This window comes from Rugamonas sp. GW822-FHT03B10, from assembly GCF_058801745.1.
In genome coordinates this window covers 52848-77196 of the sequence record NZ_JBXANP010000003.1, presented here as the reverse complement: position 1 = coordinate 77196, position 24349 = coordinate 52848, and the positions used below count along the sequence as shown (strand labels likewise).

At 67.6% G+C, this 24349-nt stretch carries 21 protein-coding genes; 18 read left to right on the top strand and 3 right to left on the bottom strand.

The window, feature by feature from the left end; genetic code table 11:
- Position 1: 1 nt before the first annotated feature.
- Both AC1RQG_RS06255 and AC1RQG_RS06250 read left to right on the top strand, forming a co-directional pair.
- Positions 2 to 727 carry an ABC transporter ATP-binding protein gene (locus AC1RQG_RS06255; protein WP_493129418.1) on the top strand — a complete coding sequence of 242 codons (726 nt, stop codon included), beginning with the start codon at positions 2 to 4 and terminating at the stop codon, positions 725 to 727.
- Between the two features lie 11 nt (positions 728 to 738).
- Positions 739 to 1503, top strand: coding sequence for a hypothetical protein (locus AC1RQG_RS06250; protein WP_493129416.1), 765 nt, complete (start codon positions 739 to 741; stop codon positions 1501 to 1503).
- 141 nt (positions 1504 to 1644) lie between these two features.
- On the opposite strand, the gene sodB is transcribed toward AC1RQG_RS06250, so the two are convergent.
- Positions 1645 to 2223, bottom strand: coding sequence for a superoxide dismutase [Fe] (gene sodB, locus AC1RQG_RS06245; RefSeq protein WP_493129414.1), 579 nt, complete (start codon positions 2221 to 2223; stop codon positions 1645 to 1647).
- Positions 2224 to 2445: 222 nt separating this feature from the next.
- Here sodB and AC1RQG_RS06240 point away from each other — a divergent pair, with 222 nt between their 5' ends.
- Positions 2446 to 3438: a glucokinase gene (locus AC1RQG_RS06240; protein ID WP_493129412.1), complete on the top strand. Its 993-nt coding sequence runs from the start codon at positions 2446 to 2448 to the stop codon at positions 3436 to 3438.
- Between the two features lie 14 nt (positions 3439 to 3452).
- Here AC1RQG_RS06240 and xseA read toward each other — a convergent pair whose 3' ends face one another.
- Complete coding sequence (gene xseA / locus AC1RQG_RS06235) at positions 3453 to 4811, bottom strand: exodeoxyribonuclease VII large subunit (RefSeq protein ID WP_493129410.1); 1359 nt, start codon at positions 4809 to 4811, stop codon at positions 3453 to 3455.
- Positions 4812 to 4967: 156 nt separating this feature from the next.
- Complete coding sequence (locus tag AC1RQG_RS06230; RefSeq protein ID WP_493129408.1) at positions 4968 to 5501, bottom strand: hypothetical protein; 534 nt, start codon at positions 5499 to 5501, stop codon at positions 4968 to 4970.
- Between the two features lie 900 nt (positions 5502 to 6401).
- On the opposite strand from AC1RQG_RS06230, the gene AC1RQG_RS06225 reads away from it, so the two are divergent.
- The 15 genes from AC1RQG_RS06225 to AC1RQG_RS06155 all read left to right on the top strand — a co-directional run bounded on the left by AC1RQG_RS06225 (position 6402) and on the right by AC1RQG_RS06155 (position 24236).
- Positions 6402 to 7007: a MotA/TolQ/ExbB proton channel family protein gene (locus tag AC1RQG_RS06225; protein ID WP_493129406.1), complete on the top strand. Its 606-nt coding sequence runs from the start codon at positions 6402 to 6404 to the stop codon at positions 7005 to 7007.
- 12 nt (positions 7008 to 7019) lie between these two features.
- The gene (locus AC1RQG_RS06220) at positions 7020 to 7460 is read left to right on the top strand and encodes an ExbD/TolR family protein (protein ID WP_182161396.1); all 441 of its coding nucleotides are present in this window, start codon (positions 7020 to 7022) and stop codon (positions 7458 to 7460) included.
- Positions 7461 to 7476: 16 nt separating this feature from the next.
- Positions 7477 to 8556 (top strand): tetraacyldisaccharide 4'-kinase, encoded by a 1080-nt coding sequence (lpxK, locus tag AC1RQG_RS06215; RefSeq protein WP_493130019.1) that lies wholly within the window; start codon positions 7477 to 7479, stop codon positions 8554 to 8556.
- Positions 8537 to 8713: a Trm112 family protein gene (locus AC1RQG_RS06210; protein ID WP_493129403.1), complete on the top strand. Its 177-nt coding sequence runs from the start codon at positions 8537 to 8539 to the stop codon at positions 8711 to 8713. The genes lpxK and AC1RQG_RS06210 overlap by 20 nt, the downstream gene beginning before the upstream one ends.
- Positions 8714 to 9463 (top strand): 3-deoxy-manno-octulosonate cytidylyltransferase, encoded by a 750-nt coding sequence (kdsB, locus tag AC1RQG_RS06205; protein ID WP_493129401.1) that lies wholly within the window; start codon positions 8714 to 8716, stop codon positions 9461 to 9463. It begins immediately after the preceding gene.
- 267 nt (positions 9464 to 9730) lie between these two features.
- Positions 9731 to 10387, top strand: coding sequence for an adenylate kinase (adk, locus tag AC1RQG_RS06200; RefSeq protein WP_493129399.1), 657 nt, complete (start codon positions 9731 to 9733; stop codon positions 10385 to 10387).
- Positions 10388 to 10593: 206 nt separating this feature from the next.
- Positions 10594 to 12756, top strand: a complete 2163-nt coding sequence (locus tag AC1RQG_RS06195; protein WP_493129397.1) for a sodium-translocating pyrophosphatase — start codon at positions 10594 to 10596, stop codon at positions 12754 to 12756.
- Between the two features lie 181 nt (positions 12757 to 12937).
- Complete coding sequence (locus AC1RQG_RS06190) at positions 12938 to 13354, top strand: hypothetical protein (RefSeq protein WP_493129395.1); 417 nt, start codon at positions 12938 to 12940, stop codon at positions 13352 to 13354.
- Entirely contained in the window at positions 13351 to 13851 is a 501-nt protein-coding gene (locus AC1RQG_RS06185; RefSeq protein WP_493129393.1) for a hypothetical protein, read from the top strand. Before AC1RQG_RS06190 ends, AC1RQG_RS06185 begins: the two co-directional genes overlap by 4 nt.
- 8 nt (positions 13852 to 13859) lie before the next feature.
- Positions 13860 to 14345 (top strand): hypothetical protein, encoded by a 486-nt coding sequence (locus AC1RQG_RS06180; RefSeq protein ID WP_493129391.1) that lies wholly within the window; start codon positions 13860 to 13862, stop codon positions 14343 to 14345.
- Between the two features lie 170 nt (positions 14346 to 14515).
- Positions 14516 to 15274 carry a 3-hydroxyacyl-CoA dehydrogenase gene (locus AC1RQG_RS06175; RefSeq protein ID WP_493129389.1) on the top strand — a complete coding sequence of 253 codons (759 nt, stop codon included), beginning with the start codon at positions 14516 to 14518 and terminating at the stop codon, positions 15272 to 15274.
- 73 nt (positions 15275 to 15347) lie between these two features.
- Complete coding sequence (gene ggt / locus AC1RQG_RS06170) at positions 15348 to 17141, top strand: gamma-glutamyltransferase (protein WP_493129387.1); 1794 nt, start codon at positions 15348 to 15350, stop codon at positions 17139 to 17141.
- Positions 17142 to 17229: 88 nt separating this feature from the next.
- A complete protein-coding gene (locus AC1RQG_RS06165) occupies positions 17230 to 18402 on the top strand; it encodes a patatin-like phospholipase family protein (RefSeq protein ID WP_493129385.1) in 1173 nt (390 codons plus the stop codon).
- A gap of 20 nt (positions 18403 to 18422) precedes the next feature.
- Positions 18423 to 23396, top strand: coding sequence for a two-component regulator propeller domain-containing protein (locus AC1RQG_RS06160; protein WP_493129383.1), 4974 nt, complete (start codon positions 18423 to 18425; stop codon positions 23394 to 23396).
- 114 nt (positions 23397 to 23510) lie between these two features.
- Complete coding sequence (locus tag AC1RQG_RS06155) at positions 23511 to 24236, top strand: response regulator (protein ID WP_493129381.1); 726 nt, start codon at positions 23511 to 23513, stop codon at positions 24234 to 24236.
- The last annotated feature ends 113 nt before the right edge of the window (positions 24237 to 24349 follow it).

The window sequence follows — 24349 nt, the reverse complement described above, 5'->3', positions numbered from 1 at the left end:
TATGACAACCATGGAATTCGCCGCCGGCGCCGCCGCCGCGCAGGCGCTGCATCCGGCCATCGCCGTGTGCGGACTGGGCAAGACCGTGACGGATGCGGGCGGCGCGCTCACCATCCTGCACGCCATCGACTTCACCGTGCTGCCCGGCGAGACGGTCGCCATCGTGGGCGCTTCCGGCTCCGGCAAGTCCACCTTGCTGGGATTGCTGGCCGGGCTGGACTTGCCCACGACCGGCACGGTCGAACTGCGGCAAACCGACATCTTCGCGCTGGACGAGGATGACCGCGCCCGCTTCCGCCAGCACCACGTGGGCTTTGTGTTCCAGTCGTTCCAGTTGCTGTCCCACCTGACGGCGCTGGAGAACGTGATGCTGCCGCTCGAACTGCGCGGCGACCGCCAGGCCCGCGCCAAGGCTGAACGCATGCTGGAGCGGGTCGGGCTGGCGGCGCGGCTGGGCCACTATCCGCGCTACCTGTCGGGCGGGGAACAGCAGCGCGTGGCGCTGGCGCGCGCCTTCGTGTGCGAACCGCCGCTGCTGCTGGCCGACGAACCGACCGGCAGCCTCGATGCGGCCAGCGGCGAAGCGGTGATGGCGTTGATGTTTGAGCTGAACCGCGAGCGTGGCTCCACGCTGGTGCTGGTCACGCACGATATGACGATGGCGGCCCGCTGCGGCCGCACCCTGCACATGCGCGCCGGCCGGCTGGCCGGCGCCGCACAACCATGAAAGGACGAACGATGCGATGGACGATGACGGCGCTGGCCGCCGCGCTGGTACAAGGATTGTGCTGCCAGGCGGCGCACGCGGACGGCCTGTCCGACCTCAAGTCGGCGCTGACGCGCCTGCAGGAACAGGCGCCATTGAAGGCGACGCTCGACACGAAGACGTGGCGCCGCCTGGGCGAGGGCAAGGATGCCGAGGAAACCCAGGGCCAGGCCAGCGTGGGCATCGAGGACGGCGCGCGCGGCATGCATCTGGCGTATGGCAGGGATATCCTGGCGCGCATGGATGCGGAATCGCTGGCGCTGGCGCGCAACCCCAACGCGCGCACGCCGACCTTGAACGCGGCGCGCGAATTCAGCCCGACCGACCTGCGGCCCATGATCTCGGCCGCCAGCAGTCTGGCGCGCGTGCTGGAGAAGGCGGCGTGGAAGGGCGAGCAGGCCGACACCTGCCAGGGCAAACCGGCGCGCCTGCTGACGTTCGAGGTGGCGATCGACACGCTGAGCGACCGTGACCGCAAATACGTGAAGGAGTTCGACGGCCACCTGTACGTGTGGATCGCGGACGACGGCACGCCGCTGGCCAGCCGCATGATCCAGAACGAATCGGGCCGCGCCTTCATCGTGATCCGCTTCGAAGCCCGGCAGGAGGAGCAGCAGGTGTATGGCGTGGTGGGCGACCGCCTCGTCATCGTGCGCAAGGAAAGCTACAACCGCGCGTCCGGCGCCGGCGAGCGCGACGAGAACCGGGTGGTCAAGACCCTGCAACTGCAGTCCTGAAGCCGACGCGCAGCCGGGGGTCCGATCCCCAAGGTCTGCCCCTGGTTTGGCTGCTGAAAAAAACAAAGGCCGCGTTCCGGAGAACGCGGCCCTTGCATGCAGCATGCGGCCGCGCGTGGCGGCCGACCGTCGCCGTCGCGATTAAGCGAAGTTGGCGGCTGCGAAGTCCCAGTTGGCCAGGGCGAAGAACGTTTCCACGTATTTCGCGCGCAGGTTGCGGTAGTCGATGTAGTACGCGTGTTCCCACAGGTCGCAGGTCAGCAGCGCCTTGTCGGCGGTGGTCAGCGGGGTGGCGGCGTTGGAGGTGTTGACGATGTCGACCGAACCGTCGGCCTTCTTCACCAGCCAGGTCCAGCTCGAACCGAAGTTGCCCACGCAGGCCTTGGTGAACTCTTCCTTGAACTTGTCGAACGAGCCCCACTTGGCGTTGATGGCGTCGGCCAGCGCGCCGCTTGGTGCGCCTTTGCCGGCCGGGGTCAGGCCGTTCCAGTAGAAGGTGTGGTTCCAGATCTGGGCCGCGTTGTTGAAGATGCCGCCGGACGATTTCTTGACCACGTCTTCGAGCGACAGGTTCTCGAACTCGGTGCCCTTGATCAGGTTGTTCAGGTTGGTGACATACGCTTGATGGTGCTTACCATAGTGGTATTCCAGCGTTTCCTTGGAAATGTGCGGCGCCAGGGCGTCCATAGCATATGGCAGGGGTGGCAGGGTATGTTCCATGTTTTTTATTCCTTGGTGGTTTGAGACGGACGGTGATTTTTGCTGAAACGTCCACCATTGTAAAGCGGTTGCGCCATCGCTGCAGGAATGCGTGCGATTGCTGCGGCTCAATAGAAACACTACTAATCATATGGTTATTCAGGGGCAAACCGGCCGGCGCATATAATCGCCACTGTCGACGCGGCCGGACGGCGGGCGCGGCGGGCATCTCGAAGGAATCACATGCAACCGGATCTTCATTCGCACTTTAGCAACGGACCGCGCCTGCTGGCCGACATCGGCGGCACCAGCGCCAGTTTCGCACTGGAGACGGCGCCGCGCCGGATCGAGGCCGTGTGGGAAGCGCAGTGCGCCGACTATCCCACGCTGGGCGCGGCCATCGTGCGCTTCCTGGCGCAGCCGGCCACGGTGGCGGCGGGCGGCTATCAGGCCCGCTACGCCGGCATCGCCATCGCCAACCCGATCGACGGCGACTGGGTCACCATGACCAACCACCACTGGTCGTTCTCGGTGGAGGCGGTCAGCTCCCAGTTCGGTTTGAAATCGTTGGTGGTGGTGAACGACTTCACGGCCCTGGCCAGCGCCTTGCCTTATCTGGCGCCCGACCACAAGCGCCAGATCGGCGCCGGCGCGGCGCGCGCGGGTGGCACCATCGGCCTGGTGGGGCCGGACGCGGGACTGGGCGTTTCGGGACTGGTGCCGGCCGGCGAGCGCTGGATCGCCATCGACAGCGAGGGCGGGCACGGTAGCTTCGCGCCCATGAACGAGCGCGAAATCGACATCCTGCGCTACGCGCGGCGCTTCCATCACCACGTGTCGAGCGAACGGCTGGTGTCGGGCATCGGCATCGCGCTGGCTTACCGGGCGCTGGCCGAGCGGGCCGGCGTGGCGGCCGACGACATCGGCACGGCCGAGATCATGGCGCGCGGCCTAAACGGCAGCTGCCCCGTGTGCGTGGAAACGCTGGAAGCGTTCTGCGAGATGCTGGGCACCGTGGCCGGCAACGTGGCGCTCACGCTGGGCGCCAAAGGCGGCATTTATATAGGCGGGCGTATCGTGCCGCAGATGCGCGATTTCTTCGAACGCTCGGGATTCCGCGCCCGCTTCGAGGACAAGGGCCGCTTCTCCGACTACCTGGCCCACATCCCCACCTTCATCCTGACGGAAAAATACCCGGCACTGATCGGCATGGCCGCCATGCTGTCGGCCGGCTGACGCGTCGCTGCGCCTTATTCCAGCGTGGGTTGTACCGACGCGATCCCCACCTCGGCGCTGCCCTCGGCCAGCCGCACCGTCACCGAGGCGCGCGGCTGGAGCTGGGCCGGCGAACGCAGCACGGCGCCCTTGGCGTCCGTCACGATGGCGTAGCCGCGTTCCAGCGTGCGCTGCGGATTGAGCAATTCCAGTTGCGCCGTCAGCGCGCCCAGCGCATCGCGCCGCTGGCCCAGTTGCGTGGCGATGCCGAGCGCGGTCCGGTGCCGCAGGCCGTCGAGCTGCGCGCGCGCGCCCGACACGTCCGGCTTGCGGGCCGCCAGCCGGCCCCCCAGTCGATCGAGATTGAAGCGCGCCTGCGTCAGCGGGACGCGGGTGGCGTGCGTCATGGCCGTCGACAGCGCCAACAGCTTCAGGCGCTGCTGGCGGATCTGGGCGGCGGGGCTGAGCAAACGGCGCGCGTGCTGGTCCAGCGTCTGGGCCGCGTCGCCCAGTGTGCGGCGCATGGCGCGCCGCAGGTCGATGGTGTCCGCACGCAGCGATGCGATCCAGTCGGCGCGCGGCGTGGCCGCCAGTTCGGCCGCCGCCGTCGGCGTGGCCGCGCGCACGTCGGCGGCGAAATCGCAGATCGTGAAATCCGTCTCGTGGCCCACACCGGAAATCACCGGCATGGCGCAATTGGCCACCGCGTAGGCCACCGCCTCCTCGTTGAACGACCACAAATCCTCGATGCTGCCGCCGCCCCGGCACACGATCAGCACATCGCATTCGGCCCGCTGCGAGGCGGTGGCGATGGCCGCCGCGATGCGGTCGCCGGCGCCCTGGCCCTGCACCGGCGTGGGATAAATCACCACCCGCACATGGGGCGCGCGGCGGCGCAGCGCGGTGAGCACGTCGCGCAGGGCGGCCGCCTGCGGGCTGGTGACCACGCCGATGGTGCGCGCGAACATGGGCACGGCGCGCTTGCGGTCCTGGTCGAACAGCCCGGCCGACGCCAGCTTTTCCTTCAGCCGCAGGAAGGCTTCGAACAGCGAGCCCACGCCCGCGCGCCGGATCGCCTCCACATTGATCTGGTAATCGCCGCGCGCGCCGTACAGCGTGACGAGGGCGCGCACTTCGACCTTGTCGCCTTCGCGCGGAATGAAGCCGGCGTACTGGGCGCGGCCGCGGAACATCACGGCGCGCACCTGGGCCGCGTCGTCCTTGAGCGTGAAATACCAGTGGCCGGAACTGGCGCGCGTGAAATTCGATACTTCGCCGGCGATCCAGGTGAGCGGGAACGAGCGTTCCAGCAGGCGCGCGACGGCCTGGTTGAGGGCGGTCACCGTCATCACGGGCTGGGCGGGGGCGGGTTCGAAGCTGTCTTGGGTGTTCATAGCGATGGCGAAAAGGAAAGCTGTCCACATTGCTGCGCGGAGGTCATGCTTATGTCATATATCACAGTAAACGGCAAGTGTTTAATCTAAACATATGATTTTAAAAGAGAAAGAATACTGCCCCATTTGCATGCAGAAGGGAAAAAGCCTTATGGATCAAGCACTTTGCGCTAAGCACCTGCGGTTACGCACAAAGTTATCCACAGAAGATGTGCGGAACTTTTTGTGATCGATAGTTATTTTCGAATTGCTGATTTTGTAATGCTTAAAATTTGCGCAGCGGACGTATATTGTGACAAAACAATGACTTAGTATCGAATCCCGGTCTTTGCGCACACTTTTATCCACAGAAGATGTGCAGAACTTGGCTGTGTTCGCCAGCGCTGCGCGCTGCCTGAATAACTGGCAGCGCCTGGCTGGCTGCGCCGCACGGGCCGGCGAATACATGCTCGATTTTTGCGCATGGAAATAAATCTTATATAAATCAAACACTTCCTTCCGGAGCCACGGCCTTGCACACAATCTTATCCACACAAAATGTGCAGAAGTGCCGGGCGCGCGCCATAGCCTGCAAATATCGCCCTCGTTCCCCATGGCCGTGGTGGATAACAGGCTTTTCCTTGGCAAAAAATAGCAGATTGCAAGCTTTGCCATCTTTTTGAGCAGTGCAAAAAATTCCTTATAAATCAATGACATTTCCTGAAGCCATGTTCCTTGCTCACAATCTTATCCACATTAAATGTGTAGAACTGCACAGGCCGACGAGCGCCCCGTTGCGCTGAAGTCGCCACTTATACACCAGTCCCACCATGCGCCTTTTTTGCGCAGGGTGAAATTATCCTTATAAAACAACGGTTTGTGTATTTGGCATATCCCTTGCTAACAATCTTATCCACAATTTATGTGCAGAACTGTGGAAACCGCTGTCGCGCTCGTCAGAAATTGCCATAAAACCATATGCAGAGTGCTATAAGACACCCGTTGCCACCCGGATGCTTGTTTTTTGCTCAGGGAAACAATGTTCTTTCAAATCAAGGACTTCCGACAGTAAGAGCTGCCTTGCGCACAATCTTATCAACAGAATATGTGCAGAAGTGGGCACAAACTTTGCTGCTCTTTGCTCCAATTTATCGGCCCACGCTAGCCGATAGCTGCGACATTTTTGGGCTGGAAAACTAAGTCCCAGTAAATCAATGACTTAGCATAGGTAACTGGCTATTGCACACAATTTTGTCCACAGAATTTGTTGAGAACTCCACGTCGGGGTCAGGTACAACATTCAGACATGCGTTCGGCAGTTCAGGTGAGCTCATGTCCCAATATCGGACCTGAACCCGCCTTTTTTGCCGTGCCGTGTTTTTGCGCAGCAAGAAAAAATCCTTATAAATCAACGCTATTTCCAGTTGCCAATTGGTTTGCCAACAATCTTATCCACAGATTATGTGCAAAACCCACAGGCGGACGGGCGCGCGGGGAGGGGGCAGGCACGCGCTACTTGCCGACTGCGGCCCAACAAGATACATTGCCGCTTGGTCGCGCGCGGCGCGCATGGCATTCACAGGTTCAGCGGTTTTTTTACAGGAGTTCGTTTTGCTCGCCATCTTACAAGCTGCAGGTTGGCCTATCTGGCTGTTGTTGGTCGCTTCCATCGTGGCGATGGCGCTGATCGTCGAACGCTTGCTGTACCTGCGCCGCGCCCGCATCCTGCCGCGCCAGTTGCTGGACGAAGTGGTGCGGGTCTACCGCAGCGGCAACGTCACAGCCGATATCATCGACAAGCTGGAGAACAACTCGCCGCTGGGCGTGGTGCTGGCCGCCGCGCTGCGCAACATCGAGGCGCCGCGCGAGGTGATGAAGGAGTCGATCGAGGAGGCCGGCAGCGGCGTGGCCCACACGCTGGAACGCTTCCTGACCACGCTGGGCACCATCGCCAGCCTGGCGCCGCTGATGGGCCTGTTCGGCACGGTGGTCGGCATGATCGAGATTTTCGGTTCGCAAACGAGCAGCGGCGCCAATCCGGCCCAGCTGGCGCACGGCATTTCCGTGGCCCTGTATAACACCGGCTTCGGCCTGGCCATCGCCATGCCCACGCTGGTGTTCTACCGCCACTTCCGCGCGCTGGTCGACAGTTTCGTGATCGAGATGGAGCAGCAGGCCGTCAAGTTCGTCGACGTCGTGCACAGCAAGCGCAAGTAAGCGGAGCCTGGCATGAATTTTCGCAAAGGGCGGGGCCGCGACGATCCCGAAATCAATCTGATCCCGTTCATCGACGTGCTGCTGGTGATCCTGATCTTCCTGATGGTGACGACCACCTACAGCAAGTTCACGGAACTGCAGATCACGCTGCCGACGGCGGACGCGGAAAAGCAGCTGGAGCGGCCGTTCGAGCTCAACATCACGGTCGACGCCAAGGGCAACTACACGATCAACAAGCAGCCGGTGTCGTTCCACGACGTGGCCGGCTTCGCTGCCGCCATGAAGTCGGCCGCCGCCGAAGGGCAGGGCGCGCAGGCCGGCAAGACGCCGGTGGTCATCATCAACGCCGACCAGTTCGCGATGCACCAGATGGTGGTCAACGTGATGGAGGCGGCCCGCATCGCCGGCTACGACAAGCTCACTTTCGCGGCGCAGACAGGTGGCGCCAAGTAAGCCGGGCGCCGCGCCCATGCGCGAGGTGGCGCCGGCCCAGCCCTCGGCCCGGCACACAGGTGAATCCGCACTGGCCACCACGCTGACGCGCGCCTGGCTGCGGCGCGGCCCGCTCGCGTGCGCGCTGTGGCCGGTGTCGCTGCTGTTCGGCGCGCTCAGCGCCGTGCGCCGCCTGCTGTTCCGGGCCGGTTGGCTGGCTTCGCACCGGCTGCCCGTGCCGGTGGTGGTGGTGGGTAACATCTTCATCGGCGGCACCGGCAAGACGCCGCTCACGATCTGGCTGGTGCAGGCCTTGCAACAGGCCGGCATGCGGCCCGGCGTGATCTCGCGCGGCCATGGCGGCGACGGTGCCACATCGCGCGCCGTGACGGCGGACTCGACCGCGCAACAGGTCGGCGACGAGCCGCTGCTGATCGCCCAGCGCACCGGCTGTCCGGTGGTGGTGGGGCGCGACCGCGCCGCCGCCGGCCGCGCGCTGCTGGCCGCCCATCCCGACACCGACATCGTGCTCACCGACGACGGCCTGCAGCATTACGCCTTGCAGCGCGATGTGGAAATCATCCTGTTCGACGGCCGTGGCGCCGGCAATGGCTGGCTGCTGCCGGCCGGGCCGCTGCGCGAGCCGCGTTCGCGCCGGCGCGACGTCACCGTCGTCAACGCGCCGGAACTGACGCCGGCGCTGGCGCGCGCCGTGGGCGACCCGGCGCCGTTCCAGATGCGCCTCGTCGGCGAGGTGGCGGAGCAACTGTGCGACCGCGCCCGCCGGGTGCCGCTGGCGTCGCTGGCCCGGCCCGGCGCGCGGCTGGCGGCGGCGGCCGGCATCGGCAATCCGGCGCGCTTTTTCAACATGCTGCGCGCCGCCGGCCTCGCGTGCACCGAGCTGCCTTTGCCCGATCATCACGACTTCCGCGACCGTCCTTTCGATGGCCTGGACGCCGATGTGATCTTGATGACGGAGAAGGATGCAGTAAAATGTGCGCAAATTGACGAACTCAAAGACGACCCGCGCCTGTGGGTGGTCCCGGTCACGGCGCGCATCGACGCCGCGCTGGCCGGACTCATTGTGGAGAAATGCCGTGGACGCAAGACTGCTTGATATCCTGGTTTGCCCTGTATGCAAAGGGCCGCTGGTGTACGATAAAAAGGCGCAGGAGATGATTTGCAAGGGCGACCGCCTGGCATTCCCTATCCGCGACGGCATCCCCATCATGTGGACCGACCAGGCCCGCACGCTGCAGGACACGGCGGAATAAGTGGGTTTCACCGTCATCATCCCGGCGCGGCTGGCCTCGACCCGGCTGCCCAACAAGCCGCTGGCCGATCTGGGCGGCAAGCCGATGGTGGTGCGCGTTGCCGAGCGCGCGCGCGAGGCGGGCGCCGCACGCATCATCGTCGCCACCGACCATGAGGACATCCGCGCCGCCTGCGCCGCGCACGGCGTGGAGGCGTGCATGACGCGCGCCGACCATCCGTCCGGCACCGACCGCATCGCCGAGGTGGCGCGCCTGATGCAGCTGCCGCCGGACGCGGTGGTGGTCAACCTGCAGGGCGATGAACCGCTGATCGATCCCACCCTGCTGACGGCCGCCGCCGCCCGCATCTCGGCCGACGTGCCCATGTCCACCTGCGCCCATCCGCTGCACGACGCGGCCGACGCCTTCAACCCCAACGTGGTCAAGGTGGTGCTGGACAAGGCCGGCCGCGCGCTGTATTTCTCGCGCGCCACCATCCCGTGGCACCGCGACGCGTTCGCGCAGGACCGCGCCACGCTGCCGGCCGGCTACGTGCCGCTGCGCCATATCGGCCTGTACGCTTACCGCAACGATTTCCTGCAAGCCTACCCGGCGCTGGAGCAGTCGCCGCTGGAGCAGATCGAGGCGCTCGAACAGCTGCGCGTGCTGTGGCACGGCTACCCGATCGCCGTCCACGTGACGGACGCGGCCCCGGCCGCCGGCGTGGATACCCCCGAGGATCTGGAACGGGTGCGCCAGCACTATCGCTGACCGCGCCACGGGCTGCGACCGGGCTGCGACCCGGGCTGCAACCCGTAAGGTGCCCGTAAATAATCCCCGCTATAAAGATTCGAACAGTGCGGTATTCATACGGAATAACGCGATTCAGGCGGGGAGACATCAATTAACGAACGCAAAACGTTGGCGGAGTGGCGTTGCGGCGAAGTTTTGTGGTAAGTTTCGTACAAAGATAGCCACACCAGCCACCAGCACAATAATTATTACGATTACCATTTCAAATCTGTCTTAGGAAACTTCATGCGTCTCATTCTGTTAGGAGCACCCGGTGCCGGCAAGGGCACCCAAGCCAATTTCATCAAAGAGAAATACAACATTCCGCAAATCTCCACCGGCGACATGCTGCGCGCGGCCATCAAGGCTGGCACGGAGATGGGCCTGGCGGCCAAGAAGGTGATGGACGCCGGCGGCCTGGTGTCGGATGACATCATCATCGGTCTGGTCAAGGATCGCCTGAAAGAGTGCGATTGCGAGAACGGCTACCTGTTCGACGGCTTCCCGCGCACCATCGCGCAGGCCGACGCCATGAAGGAAGCCGGCGTGGCCGTCGACTACGTGCTGGAAATCGACGTGCCGGACGACATGATCGTCGAGCGCATGTCCGGCCGCCGCAGCCACCCCGGCTCGGGCCGCGTCTACCACGTGAAATTCAATCCGCCCAAGGTGGAAGGCAAGGACGACGTCACCGGCGAAGACCTGGTGCAGCGCGACGACGACAAGGTCGAAACCGTGCAGAAGCGTCTGGACGTGTACCACAACCAGACCGAAGTCCTGCTCGGCTACTACAACAACTGGGCCCAGAGCGGCCAGCCAGGTGCGCCGAAATATCGTCGCATCAGCGGCGTGGGACCAGTCGATGAGATCCGCGACGCTGCATTCGCGGCACTGTCGGAATAAGCAGTAAGGAAGCGGACTACGGTCCGCTTTTTTGCGGGCGTCGCGCCCGCAGGAACGCCCGCGCGTTCCGCGTCCAGCGATGGATGCCATCCCGTTTCATAAAAAAGTGCAGTACGCAGGTTAGTTGGCTGCGCATGCTTACAAGGCATGGTCGGCGGTTATCTGAGTGTGTTGACGAGCTTGATTAACAAGAACAAGGGGAAACTATGGCAGCTAGTCTTTGGTTTGCAGTGGCGTGCGGCGTGTTCGCCGTGCTTTACGGTTTGTGGTCGCGCAGCTGGATTTTGAGGCAGGACGCGGGCAACCCGCGCATGCAGGAAATCGCGCTGGCCATCCAGCAGGGCGCGGCGGCCTACCTGGCGCGCCAGTACCGTACCATCGCCATTGTCGGGGTGGTGCTGCTGGTGCTGATCTTCGCGCTGCTGGGCACCCACACGGCGCTGGGCTTCCTGCTCGGCGCCGTGCTGTCGGGCGCCTGCGGCTTCATCGGCATGAACGTCTCGGTGCGCGCCAACGTGCGCACGGCGCAGGCGGCCACCAAGGGCATGAACGAAGCGCTCGACGTCGCCTTCAAGGGCGGCGCCATCACCGGCATGCTGGTGGTGGGCCTGGGCCTGCTGGGCGTGACCCTGTTCTACATGATGCTGGTGTCGGGCGCGCGCGGCACGGCCGTCAGCGAGCATGACGTGATCCAGCCGCTGATCGGCCTGGCCTTCGGCGCCTCCCTGATCTCCATCTTCGCCCGTCTGGGCGGGGGCATCTTCACCAAGGGCGCGGACGTGGGCGCCGACCTGGTGGGCAAGGTGGAAGCCGGCATTCCCGAGGACGACCCGCGCAACCCGGCCGTGATCGCCGACAACGTGGGCGACAACGTGGGCGACTGCGCCGGCATGGCGGCCGACCTGTTCGAAACCTATGTGGTGACGCTGATCGCCACCATGCTGCTGGGCGCGCTGGCCATCACGGCCGCGCCCACCACGGCCATCGTCTATCCGCTGCTGCTGGGCGCGGTGTCCATCATCGCCTCCATCATCGGCTGCTCGATGGTCAAGGCCAAGCCGGGCAAGAAGATCATGTCGGCCCTGTACACGGGGCTGTGGTGGGCGGCGGGCCTGTCGCTGATCGGCTTCGCCGTCGTCACCTGGCAGCTGTGGGGCGACGACGCCATGCGCATGAAGATGATGGGCTGCGCGCTGGTCGGCATCGTACTGACCGGGCTGATGGTCTACATCACGGAATACTACACGGGCACCGACTTCCATCCGGTGCGCCACATCGCCGAGGCGTCCACCACCGGCCACGGCACCAACATCATCGCCGGCCTGGGCGTGTCGATGAAGTCCACCGCCTTGCCGGTGCTGGCCGTGTGCGCCGCCATCCTGGTCTCCTACCAGCTGGGGCAGTTGTACGGTATCGCCATCGCCGCCACCTCCATGCTGTCGATGGCCGGCATCGTCGTCGCGCTCGACGCCTACGGCCCCATCACGGACAACGCGGGCGGCATCGCGGAGATGTCGGGCATGCCCGAATCCGTGCGCGCCATCACCGACCCGCTGGATGCGGTGGGCAACACCACCAAGGCCGTCACCAAGGGCTACGCCATCGGTTCGGCCGGCCTGGCCGCGCTGGTGCTGTTCGCCGACTACACGCACGCGCTTGAATCGTCGGGCAAGTCGATCAGCTTCGATCTGTCCAACCCGATGGTGATCGTGGGCCTGATCATCGGCGGCCTGGTGCCCTACCTGTTCGGCGCCATGGCGATGGAGGCCGTGGGCCGCGCGGCCGGCGCCGTGGTGGTGGAGGTGCGGCGCCAGTTCCGCGACATCAAGGGCATCATGGATGGCAGCGGTAAGCCGCAGTACGACAAGGCGGTGGACATGCTGACCGCCTCGGCCATCAAGGAAATGATCATGCCGTCGCTGCTGCCGGTGGTGGTGCCGATCGTGGTGGGCATGCTGCTGGGCCCGGCCGCGCTGGGCGGCATGCTGATGGGAACCATCATCACCGGCCTGTTCGTCGCCATCTCGATGACGACGGGCGGCGGCGCCTGGGACAACGCCAAGAAATACATCGAGGACGGCAACTTCGGCGGCAAGGGGTCGGACGCGCACAAGGCGGCCGTGACCGGCGACACCGTGGGCGACCCGTACAAGGACACGGCCGGCCCGGCCGTCAATCCGTTGATCAAGATCATCAACATCGTGGCGCTGCTGCTGGTGCCGCTGCTGCCGGCCACGGGCTGGCTGGCCGTGAGCGCGCCGGTGGCGGCCCATGTGGCCATGCCGGCCGCCACGGCGCCGGCCATGCCGGTGGTGCAGTCGCCAGCGGAGCCGGCCATGCCGAAGGAGGAGGCCGGCAAGACGCAGTAATCACGGCCGGCGACCGGCGGGGCGCCCGGGGCGCGCTTCCCGGGCGCGCGCCCGGGGGCGACGACCCCGGCGCCGTCAAGTTCTGTTGGATTCCAGCGTGTCGAATTGTATCCGCCTCTGGCAAGGCCGCGCCGATCAGCCGATAATGGTCGCATGGCGTAGCACTTGACGAGGTGACGCGATGAAGACTTTCAAGCCGGCGGTGATGCTGGCGTTGTTGACGGCGGCGCTGGCATGCGCGCCGGTCCAGGCCCAATCCCGGTCGCACCGGGGCGGCGGCCATCCCGGCGGTCACTCCCATGTCCGCACCCATGTGGGCGTGGTGATCGGCGCACCGCTGTTCTGGCCCGCGCCGTGGTATGCGGATCCTTTCTACGATCCCTACTACCGCCGTTACTATTCCTACGATCCCGTGTATCCGGCCCCGGCCCCGCCGCCCGTGTACATCGAGCAGGGCGCGCCGCCGATGCCGCCCGTCCAGTTCTGGTACTACTGCAACAATCCACCCGGCTATTACCCGTACGTCAAAGAATGCCGCACGGCGTGGCGTGCCGTATCGCCGGAAGAAGTCAAACCGAAACCGGAGCCAGCGCAATGAAGCGTTCCCAGTCCCTTATCGTTTTGCCCGTCGTGCTGCTGCCCGTGTTGCTGGCGGGCTGCGTCTCCATGCCCACCGGCCCCAGCGCGCTGGTGCTGCCGGGCACGGGCAAGACCTTTGATCAATTCCGCGCCGACGACTTCAGTTGCCGCGGCTATGCGCAGTCGCAGGTGGGCGGCACGGCCGAGCAGGCCGCCGCCGACAGCACGGTGCGCAGCGCCGCTCTCGGCACGCTGGTGGGCGCGGCGCTGGGCGCGGCCGTCGATGGCGGGCGCGGCGCCGGTTCGGGCGCGGGCGTGGGCCTGGCCATGGGCACCATGGCCGGCGCCGACGCGGGCAACTATTCGGGCAACAACCTGCAGCGGCGCTACGACTACGCCTATCAGCAGTGCATGTACGCGCAGGGCCACCGCGTGCCCGTGGCCGGCCGCATGATGACCGAGTCGCAGCAGGGGCCCGGCAGCTACCCGCCGCCCAACACGCCGCCGCCGCGCTGAGGTCCGCCATGACCGCCCGCCCGATCCGCCGCTGTCTGTTGTTGCTGGGGGCGGGTGTGTGGATGGCCGGCGCTGCCGCCGCGCAGACCGGGAAGCCGGCGCCGCACGAGGCTCCCGCCGCCGTCGAGGCGAGCCAGCTGCCGCCGGATCAATATGCGCGCCTGCCCGTGTGCACGCTGAGCGCCGACGGCAAGCACCTGGCCGTCGAGCCGTGCCGCACCGCGCCCACGCGTCATCCGAAGGCGCGCCGTTCGGTGATGGCCATCATCCCCACCATGCCGGCGCGTCCCGTGCCGCGCACGGCCGTGGCGCCGCCGCTGCCGCCATCGCCGCCGCTGCACCAGACCCCGCGTCCCACGCCCGCGACCACCTGCGACGCGGGCGGCTGCTACGACGCGGCCGGCGTGCGCCACACCGGCGCCGGGGGCAACACCACCATCTCCCCCTCGGGACAACTGTGCCTGCGCGACGGCGTGTGGCTGCAGTGCCAATAGCGCGCCCCTAGCGCATCCATAGCCCATCCATGGCGCTTTGCGGCGCTGCAACAGGAAGGCACGGTTTTTCGCGCGCAGCGGCCAAAGTTCGCTACAATTGACGTTTACGTTAACGTTAATGGCCGGTCACCGGCCACGCGCACGATTTTCCCAACTGACAGAGGACGGACATGCAGATTCAAGACAATGTATTCATCATCACCGGCGGCGCTTCGGGCCTGGGCGCGGCCACGGCCCGCATGATCGTGGCGGCGGGCGGCAAGGTGGTGCTGGCCGACGTGCAAGTGGAGGCGGGCCAGGCGCTGGCCGCTGAACTGAAGGGCACCTTCGTCAAGTGCGACGTGACGTCGGAGGCGGACGGCCAGGCCGTGGTGGCCGCCGCCCAGGCCTTGGGCACGCTGCGCGGCCTGGTCAACTGCGCCGGCGTGGCGCCGGCCGTCAAGACCGTGGGCAAGGATGGCCCGCACCCGCTGGACGTGTTCCAGCGCACCGTCAACATCAACCTGGTGGGCACCTTCAACATGGCCCGCCTGGCGGCGGACGCCATGGGCAAGACGGCGGCCACCGAGCAGGGCGAGCGCGGCATCATCATCAACACGGCCTCCGTGGCCGCGTTCGACGGCCAGATCGGCCAGGCGGCCTACGCCTCGTCCAAGGCGGCCGTGGCCGGCATGACGCTGCCGATGGCGCGCGACCTGTCGCGCAGCGGCATCCGCGTGATGACCATCGCCCCCGGCATCTTCGAAACCCCGATGTTGCTGGGCATGCCGGCCGAAGTGCAGCAGGCGCTGGGCGCCATGGTGCCGTTCCCACCACGCCTGGGCAAGCCGGCCGAGTACGCGCACCTGGCCAAGGCCATCATCGAAAACGTCATGTTGAATGGCGAAACTATTCGTCTGGACGGCGCGATCCGCATGCAGCCGAAATAATCGATTTCGTGTAGGATGGCTGAATCAACGGGCGCGCGGCCCTGGTCGCGCGCCTTTTTCATTGGGAGCCCGCATGCTACGTTTGAAGTCTCTGGCCCCGGCCCTGGCGCTGGGCGGCCTGTTGTCGTTGCCGCTGTCGTTGGCACTGTCGCCGGCGCTGGCGCAGGACGCCACCCCCGCGCCCGAAATCGCCACCGGCTACCAGGCCAAGCAAGGCGTTGTCGCCCACAAGTTCATGATGGCGGCCGCCAATCCGCTGGCCGCCGATGCCGGCTACCGCGTGCTGCGCCGGGGCGGCAGCGCGATCGACGCGGCCATCGCCACCCAGATGGTGCTGAACCTGGTGGAGCCGCAATCGTCGGGCATCGGCGGCGGCGCCTTCCTCATGTACTTCGACGGCAAGCGCGTGCAATCGTACGATGGCCGCGAGACGGCGCCGGCGGCGGCCGACGAGCACCTGTTCCAGGACAAGAGCGGCCAGCCGCTGTCGCGCGCGGCCGCCATCATCGGCGGGCGTTCCGTGGGCGCACCCGGCGTGCTGCGCATGCTGGAACTGGCGCACCGCGCACACGGCAAGCTGCCATGGGCCAGCCTGTTCGCGCCGGCCATCAAGCTGGCCGACCAAGGCTTCGCCGTCAGTCCGCGTCTGCACGCCTTGCTGGAGCATGAGCGCTATCTGGCGCAAGACCCGGTGGCGGCGGCCTACTTCTACGACGCCAAGGGCCAGCCCTGGCCCGTGGGCCACGTGCTGAAGAACCCGGAACTGGCGCGCAGCCTGCGCGAGATCGCCGCCGGCGGCGCCGACGCCTTCTACAAAGGGCGCATCGCGCGCGACATCGCGGCCAAGGTGGCGGCCCATCCCACCAATCCTGGCCTGCTGACGGCGAGCGATATTGCCGGCTACCGCGCGAAGGAGCGCGCGCCCGTGTGCAGCGACTACAAGCTCTGGACCGTGTGCGGCGCGCCGCCGCCATCGTCGGGCGGCATCGCCATCGCGCAGATGCTGGGCATCCTGTCGTTCAAGGACATCAGCCCCTACAAGCCGGTCAACGGCATGCTCGACGCGGACGCCATCCACCTGTTCAGCGAGGCCGGCCGGCTGGCCTACGCGGACCGCAACCACTACGTGGCCGACACCGACTTCGTGCCGCTGCCGGGGCGCGGCGTGGCGGCCATGCTCGACAAAGGCTACCTGGCCCGCCGCGCGGCGCTGATCGGCCCGCGCTCGATGGGCAGCGCGCCGTTCGGCACCCCCGATGGCATGCAGGTGGCGTGGGGCACCGACACGGCCCTCGACCGGCCCTCGACCTCGCACCTGGTGGCGGTCGACGGCGCCGGCAACGGCCTGTCCATGACAACCTCGGTGGAGGACGCGTTCGGCTCGCGCCAGATGGTGGACGGCTTCCTGCTCAACAACCAGCTGACCGACTTCTCGTTCGACGCCGTCGACGCCGATGGCCCCGTGGCCAACCGGGTGCAGGCCGGCAAGCGCCCGCGCAGCGCAATGTCGCCCACGCTGGTGTTCGAGCGCGCCACGGGCCAGCTGGTGCTGGCCACCGGCTCGCCGGGCGGTTCGTCCATCATCAACTACGTGGCCAAGGTGCTGGTGGGGACGCTGGACTGGGGGCTGGACGTGCAGCAGGCGATCAACCTGCCCAACTTCGGCAGCCGCAACGGCCCCACCGAGCTGGAGGCGGGCAGGGTGGCGCCCGAGGTGGTGGCGCGGCTGATCGCGCGCGGCCACGAAGTGCGCCAGTTCGACCAGAACTCCGGCCTGCAGGGCATCCAGCGCCGCACGGTGGACGGCAAGCCGGTGTGGTTCGGCGGCGCCGATCCGCGCCGCGAGGGCGTGGCGCTGGGCGATTAGGTCCCGCTGTGGCTATCCCGCGCGATCGTGACGCGAAAGTGGTGCCATGCCTTCCCCAACGGCGCCATACCCTGCTACTCTTGACCGCATGGGAATACAAAAGAAAACAGGCCTGATCCTGACCGGAGGCGGCGCCCGGGCCGCCTACCAGGTCGGCGTGCTACAGGCCATCTCGGAGATACTGTGGGAAGCGGGCTGGCCGCCGGCGCGCAACCCGTTCGACATCATCTGCGGCACCTCGGCCGGCGCCATCAACGCCACCGCGCTGGCCTGCCGCGCCGACAACTTCAGCGAGGGCGTGCAGCGCCTGCTCGACGTGTGGCAGCACATCAAGGTGGACCAGGTGTACCGGGCCGACTCGCTGGGCGTGATCCGCTCCGGCGCACGCTGGCTGTCGCTGCTGTCGTTCGGCTGGCTGCTGCGCAAATGGCGCGCCACGCCGCCCCAGTCCCTGCTCGACAACACGCCGCTGGTGTCGCTGCTGCACCGCATGCTGGACCTGCCGCGGCTCGACAGCGTGCTGTCCGAGGGCCTGCTGCACGCGCTGGCCGTCACCGCCTCGTCCTACAGCGGCGGCGAGCACATCACGTTCTACCAGACGGCGGCCGAGATCGCGCCGTGGGTGCGCATGCAGCGCGTGGCGCTGCAGGACCAGATCGGCATCGAGCACTTGCTGGCCTCGTCGGCCATCCCCTTCATCTTCCCGGCCACGCCGCTGTACCTGGGCGGCCACCGCGAATACTGCGGCGACGGCACCATGCGCCAGATCGCGCCGATCTCGCCGGCCATCCACCTGGGCGCGAGCAAGGTGCTGGTGGTGGGCGCGGGCCGCCTGTCGGAGCCGCCGCGCAGCGCCGCCGACGGCGCGGCGCGCTATCCGAGCCTGGCGCAGATCGCCGGCCACGCCATGTCGTCCATCTTCCTCGACAGCCTGGCGGTGGACATCGAACGGCTGGAGCGGGTCAACAAGACGCTGTCGCTGCTGCCCGAGGAGCACCTGAGCAAGACGCCGCTCAAGCCGGTCAAGCTGCTGGTGATCGCGCCGTCCGAGCGGCTGGACGAGATCGCCGGCCGCCACATCGCCAGTCTGCCGGTGCCGATCCGCACCATGCTGGGCGGGATAGGCGCGACCGAAACGCGCGGCGCGGCGCTCGCGTCGTACCTGTTGTTCGAATCGACGTATACTGGCGAGTTGATTCGCCTTGGCCAGCGCGACACGCAGCTGCGCAAGGACGACGTGCTGGCCTTTTTCGACAGTTGAACCGAGGGGATGGAATCCGTGTGCCGTTGTTGATCCGACGTCTCTGTAGTCTGTTGCTGTTGCCGGCCGCCCTGCTGTGGGCCGCCGGCCTGCACACGGCCAGCGCCGGCGCGCCGCCGCGCACCTTGCGCTTCGAGCAGCTGACGGTGGAGCACGGGCTGGCGCAGGAATCGGTGCTGGCCATCGCGCAGGACAAGCAAGGCTTCATCTGGCTCGGCACCCAGGCCGGCCTGACCCGCTTCGACGGCTACCGCACCGTCACCTACAAGAGCCTGGTGTCGGACCCGCACAGCCTGGGCGACAACTGGGTGCGCGTGCTGCACCTCGACAGCGCCGGCCGGCTGTGGGTGGGCACCGACGGTGGCCTCGACCGCTACGACCCGCGCACCCGCGGCTTCGACCACTTCCTGCCGCACGAATCGGCCAAGCGCGGCAACGGCAACCGCCACGTGCGCGCCATCGTCGACGACGGCCTGGGCGGCCTGTGGCTGGCCACCGGCGACGGCCTGCACCACTTCGACCCGGCCAGCGCCCGCTTCACCAGCTGGCACCACGACGACGCCGACGCGGCCAGCCTGGTCGACGACCAGGTCAACGCGCTGGTGCGCGACTGGTCCGGCCGGCTGTGGGTGGGCACGGCCACGGGGCTCGACATGCTGGCGCCGGGCGCCAGCCGCTTCCAGCACTTCCAGCTCGACACGGCGCCCGACGCCAAGGCCAACTTCGTGGCGGCCCTGCAGCTGGACCAGGATGGCGCGCTGTGGGTGGGCTCGCTGGCCGGGCTGGAGCGGTGGCAGCTGGGCGAGGGCGCGCCCCGGCGCTACCGGCTGGGCGCGCGCGAAGGCCTCAAGGGCGGCAACATCACGGCCATCTACCAGGACAGCGAACACAACCTGTGGATAGGCAGCGGCGCCGATGGCCTGTACCGCTGGCTGCCGCGCGAGAACCGGCTGGCCCAGTACCGCCACCAGCTGGGCGACAGCCACAGCGTGGCCGACGACCAGATCTCGGCCCTGTTCCGCGACCGCGTCGGCACGTTCTGGGTCGGCACCTGGAACGACGGCGTGAGCCGGGTCGACATGGGCAGCGGCGGCTTCGCGCGGCTGGTGCGCCAGGCCGACCAGCCGCAGGCCCTGTCGGACAACAAGGTGCGCGCCATCGTGGCCGACGGCCATGGCCAGCTGTGGCTGGGCACCAGCGCCGGCCTCAATCTGTACGACCCGGCCACCGGCCACGCGCGCACCTGGCGCCACGCGCCCGGCGGCCTGAGCGACGACCTGGTGACGGCCCTGTGGCGCGACGCCGGCGGCAACCTGTGGATAGGCGGGCGGGCCGGCATCAACCGCATGGACGCGGCCAGCGGCGCCATGCGGGCCTGGTCGTTCTCGCACGGCGACCCGGCCGGCGACACCATCCGCAACATCGTCGGCGACCGCGGCGGCCTGCTGTGGATCGCCTCGCGCGGCGGCCTGCACCGCTTCGACCCGCGCACGGGCGCCAGCCACACCTACCGCCACGATCCGGCCGACAGCGTCAGCCTGGCCGACAACGTGGTGCGCCCCATCCTCGAGGACAAGCGCGGCAACCTGTGGGTGGGCACCTTCAACGGCCTCGATCTGCTGGACCGCAAGAGCGGCCGCTTCCGCCACTTCCGGCGCGACCCGGCCGACCCCACCAGCCTCAGTCACGACGAGGTGCACTACCTGTACGAGGACGAGCAGGGCACGATCTGGGTCGGCACGGCCGCCGGCCTCAATCGCATGGTGCAGCGGCCGGACGGCGGCGTGGCATTCCAGCGCTACCTGCGCCGCGACGGCATCAGCGACGACGCCATCGCCTCGATCCTGCCCGACGGCGCCGGCCACCTCTGGCTGAGCACCAACACCGGCCTGTCGCGGCTGAACATGCGCACCGGCCTGGTGCGCAACTACTCGGGCGCCGACGGCACCATCGAAGGCGCCTATTTCGACGGCGCGGCCCTGCGCACGGCCGACGGCACGCTGTACTTCGGCGGCTTCAACGGCATCACGGCGTTCGCGCCGGCCGAGGTGCGCGAGAACAGCGTGGCGCCCACGGTGGCGATCACCGACTTCCAGGTGTTCAACAAGTCGCTGCGGCCGGGGCAGGGCGCGCACGGCAAGGTGCTGAGCGGCGCCATCGAGCACACCAGCGCGCTCACGCTGGACCAGGCCGACTCCGTGTTCTCGCTCGAATTCACGGCGCTGCACTACGCCGCCCCGCAGCGCAACCGCTTCGCCTACCAGCTGCAGGGCTTCGACAAGGACTGGGTGGTGACCGACTCCACCAAGCGCTTCGCCACCTACACCAACCTCGACCCGGGCCAGTACACGTTCCGCGTCAAGGCCGCCAACAAGGACGGCATCTGGAACGACAACGCCGCCAGCCTCGTCATCACCATCCGTCCGCCGTTCTGGAAGACGTGGTGGTTCCGCACCCTGGCCGCCGTGGCGCTGGCGACGGCCGGCTACGCGGCCTACCAGGCCCGCATGCGCGGACTGCGGCGCCAGAAGACGGTGCTGGAGCAGCAGGTGAGCTTGCGCACGGCCGAGGTGGAGCAGAAGAACCTGCTGCTGCGCCAGCAGACGCAGGAGCTGGAGCAGCGCCGGCTCGAGGCCGAGAGCCAGCGCGCCGAGGCCGAGCAGTGCCGCGTCGACACCGAGCGCCAGAAGCAGGAAGTGGAGCGGCAGAAGGAGAACGTGGAGCAGGCCCACCGCAACATCTCCGTGCTGAGCGAACTGGGACGCGAGATGAGCGCCACGCTGGACATGGAGACGGCCATGCGCACCCTGTACCGCCACGTGCACCACCTGATGGACGCCCAGATGTTCGGCATCGGCTTCGTGCAGGAGGACCGCGGCATCATCGAATTCCCGTTCGCCATCGAGAGCGGGGTGCGCACGCTGCCCTACACGCGCCGGCTCGACAACCCCAACCAGCTGGCCGTGTGGTGCGTGAACCACCGCAGCGAAGTGTTCATCAACGACATCGACGCCGAGTACCATCGTTACGTGGACGACACGGGCGCGAGCCAGAACGTGCCGTGCATGCGCGAGGACGGCGTGCCGCCGGCCATGGCGCGCTCCATGATCTACGTGCCGCTGGTGGTCAACGACAAGGTGGTGGGCCTGCTGTGCGTGCAGAGCGAGGGCAAGCACGCCTACCAGCAGGTGCACCTGGACATGCTGCAGACGCTGGCCGCCCACGCGGCGGTGGGCCTGGAGAACGCGCGCGCCTACCAGCAGCTGGAGGAGGCCCTGCAGGCGCTGCGGCTGACGCAGGAGCAGCTGCTGCTGCAGGAGCGCCAGGTGCGGCTGCACACGGACGAGCTGGCGCTGGCCAACCGCACCCTGCAGGAGAACGACGAGCGGCTGCGGCTGGCCAAGCAGAAGGCGGAAGACGCCACGCGCCAGAAGTCCGAGTTCCTGGCCAACATGAGCCACGAGATGCGCACCCCGCTGGCCGGCGTGATCGGCATGCTGAGCTTCGCGCTGCGCGACAGCCAGCTGCAGGAGAGCACGCGCGAGCAGATCCTGCGCGGCCAGGTCAACGCCCAGTCGCTGCTGTCGATCATCAACGACCTGCTCGACTTCTCCAAGATCGAGGCGGGCAAGCTGACCATCGAGAACATCGACTTCGCGCTGGCGGCGGCGGTGGAGAACGTGGTCAGCCTGTTCGAGGAGCAGGCCGCCGCCCACAGCGTGGGCTTCAGCCTGGAGTTCGGCGACGGCCTGCCGCAGTTCGTGGTGGGCGACCCCACCCGCCTGCGCCAGGTGCTGGTCAACCTGGTGGGCAACGCCTTCAAGTTCACCCAGCGCGGCGCGGTGCGCATGCGGGTGGAACGGGTGGCGCCGGGCCAGTCGCAGGGCGGGGTGGACGCGCCGCCGGGCGTGAACCTGATCCGCTTCACGGTGGCCGATTCGGGCATCGGCATTCCGGCCGACGCCATGTCGCGCCTGTTCCAGAAATTCGAGCAGGCCGACTCCACCACCACCCGGCGCTACGGCGGCACGGGGCTGGGCCTGGCCATCTGCCGCCAGCTGGTCGAACTGATGGGCGGCGAGATCCGCGTGGCCAGCACGCCGGGCGTGGGCAGCACCTTCTCGTTCGAACTGCCGCTGGCCAACGGGGTGGCGCCGCCGCTGCTGCCGCACGTGCCGCGCGAGCCGCACAGCCACCAGCTCAAGGTGCTGTGCGCGGAGGACTTCCCCACCAACCAGATCATCATCCGCATGATGCTGGAGGAACTGGGCCACAAGGTCGACATCGCGGCCAACGGCCTGCTGGCCGTCAAGGCGTGTTCGATGACGCGCTACGACCTGATCCTGATGGACGGCCGCATGCCGGAGATGGACGGCGCCAGCGCCACCCGGTTGATCCGCTCGGGCGGCGCGCCGGACGCGCCGGTGCGCGACCAGGAACTGATGATCATCGCCCTCACGGCCAACGCCAGCGAGGAGGACCGCAGCCGCTACCTGGCCGCCGGCATGGACGACTTCCTGACCAAGCCGATCGACGAGGCGGCGCTGCACATGCAGCTGAGCCGCGCCATCGAGCGCCAGTTGCAGCGCGGCGTGGCGCTGCCGCGCATGGAGCCGCGCCGCGCGCCGGCGGCCGCCACGGCGGACCTGGACGCCATGTTCGGCGTGGCGCCGGCCGGCCCGGAATCGGCCCGCGCGGCCCAGCACAGCGGCAAGGGCGACTTGCGCGCGCGCCTGCGCGGCGCCTTCCTGGCGGACGTGCCGGGCCGGCTGGCCGAGCTCGATCGCGCGCTGGCCGCCCGCGACGGCGAGGCGGCCGGGCGTCTGCTGCACGGCATCAAGGGCAGCGCCGGCTACCTGGAGGAGCAGGAGCTGCAGGCGCTGTGCGGCGAGCTGGAACTGGCGGCCGACCATGGCTATTGGGCGCAGATCGAGGCCGGCCTGCCGCGCCTGCGCCAGCTGCTGGAACAGACGGCCGCCGCCGCCGCGCTGTGATTTTTTCGCCGCCGCGCCCTGTCGGGAAACGGTGCTGATCGGGTAAGATGGAGGCGGTGCCAGACGCGGACGCCACCGGCGCCGCCAGCGCGCGCACGGGCACTGGAGAGCAAGATGAAAGTATTGGTGGTGGATGACGATGTCGTGTCGCGCATGGTGCTGATGCACCTGGTCGACAGCTGCGGCAGCTTCGAGATCGTGGAGGCGGAGGATGGCGCCGACGCGTGGCAGCAGCTGGAGGCGGGACTGCGCCCGGCCATCTGTTTTTGCGACCTGCGCATGCCGCGCCTGTCGGGCATGGAACTGCTGCAGCGGGTCAAGCAGCACCCGGCGCTGCAAGCGATGCCGTTCGTGCTGGTGACGTCGGCCACCGATGGCGACACGGTGCAACTGGCCACCGCGTCGGGCGCGGCCGGCTACGTGGTCAAACCATTCCAGGCCGAGCAGGTGCGGGTGCACCTGGCGCGCTTCCTCGCTCCGCCGCCGCCGGCGGCCGGCACCCCGGAACACGCGGCCGAAACCCCGGCCGCCACCCAGCTGCGGCTGGGCATCAACGCCGAACGTCTGCTGGCCTACCTGGGTGGATTCCAGAACCAGCTGGCCGCCGCCGGCCAGGAATTGCAGCAGCTGCTGGACGGCGGCGAGCTGCAGGAGGCCCGGCTGCGGCTGGAACGGCTGCACACGGGCTGCGCCACGCTGGGTTTGCACGGCGCGGCCGCCGGCCTGCAGGCCGTGCTGGCGGCGCCCCTGTCCGGCGCGGCCGTGCAGGACGCGCTGGCGGACGTGCAGCGCGCCGTGACCCGCCAGACCGGCCTGACGCGCCAGGCCCTGTCCCCATAGCGTACGCGAGCGGCAGGCCCCGGTTTGTCGCTTTCGCCGTTTCCCGGCCGGACGCGCCACCGCACAGGAGGAGGTTCAGACCCCGGGCTCCGACCTTGAACCGCCGCCATCCA

What these genes read in the sequence shown, in the direction of transcription:
- AC1RQG_RS06255 (WP_493129418.1), top strand. Translation starts at nt 2, where the DNA reads ATGACAACCATGGAATTCGCCGCCGGCGCCGCCGCCGCGCAGGCGCTG.
- AC1RQG_RS06250 (WP_493129416.1), top strand. Translation starts at nt 739, where the DNA reads ATGCGATGGACGATGACGGCGCTGGCCGCCGCGCTGGTACAAGGATTG.
- sodB (WP_493129414.1), bottom strand. Translation starts at nt 2,223, where the DNA reads ATGGAACATACCCTGCCACCCCTGCCATATGCTATGGACGCCCTGGCG.
- AC1RQG_RS06240 (WP_493129412.1), top strand. Translation starts at nt 2,446, where the DNA reads ATGCAACCGGATCTTCATTCGCACTTTAGCAACGGACCGCGCCTGCTG.
- xseA (WP_493129410.1), bottom strand. Translation starts at nt 4,811, where the DNA reads ATGAACACCCAAGACAGCTTCGAACCCGCCCCCGCCCAGCCCGTGATG.
- AC1RQG_RS06220 (WP_182161396.1), top strand. Translation starts at nt 7,020, where the DNA reads ATGAATTTTCGCAAAGGGCGGGGCCGCGACGATCCCGAAATCAATCTG.
- lpxK (WP_493130019.1), top strand. Translation starts at nt 7,477, where the DNA reads ATGCGCGAGGTGGCGCCGGCCCAGCCCTCGGCCCGGCACACAGGTGAA.
- adk (WP_493129399.1), top strand. Translation starts at nt 9,731, where the DNA reads ATGCGTCTCATTCTGTTAGGAGCACCCGGTGCCGGCAAGGGCACCCAA.
- AC1RQG_RS06195 (WP_493129397.1), top strand. Translation starts at nt 10,594, where the DNA reads ATGGCAGCTAGTCTTTGGTTTGCAGTGGCGTGCGGCGTGTTCGCCGTG.
- AC1RQG_RS06190 (WP_493129395.1), top strand. Translation starts at nt 12,938, where the DNA reads ATGAAGACTTTCAAGCCGGCGGTGATGCTGGCGTTGTTGACGGCGGCG.
- AC1RQG_RS06185 (WP_493129393.1), top strand. Translation starts at nt 13,351, where the DNA reads ATGAAGCGTTCCCAGTCCCTTATCGTTTTGCCCGTCGTGCTGCTGCCC.
- AC1RQG_RS06180 (WP_493129391.1), top strand. Translation starts at nt 13,860, where the DNA reads ATGACCGCCCGCCCGATCCGCCGCTGTCTGTTGTTGCTGGGGGCGGGT.
- AC1RQG_RS06175 (WP_493129389.1), top strand. Translation starts at nt 14,516, where the DNA reads ATGCAGATTCAAGACAATGTATTCATCATCACCGGCGGCGCTTCGGGC.
- ggt (WP_493129387.1), top strand. Translation starts at nt 15,348, where the DNA reads ATGCTACGTTTGAAGTCTCTGGCCCCGGCCCTGGCGCTGGGCGGCCTG.
- AC1RQG_RS06165 (WP_493129385.1), top strand. Translation starts at nt 17,230, where the DNA reads ATGGGAATACAAAAGAAAACAGGCCTGATCCTGACCGGAGGCGGCGCC.
- AC1RQG_RS06155 (WP_493129381.1), top strand. Translation starts at nt 23,511, where the DNA reads ATGAAAGTATTGGTGGTGGATGACGATGTCGTGTCGCGCATGGTGCTG.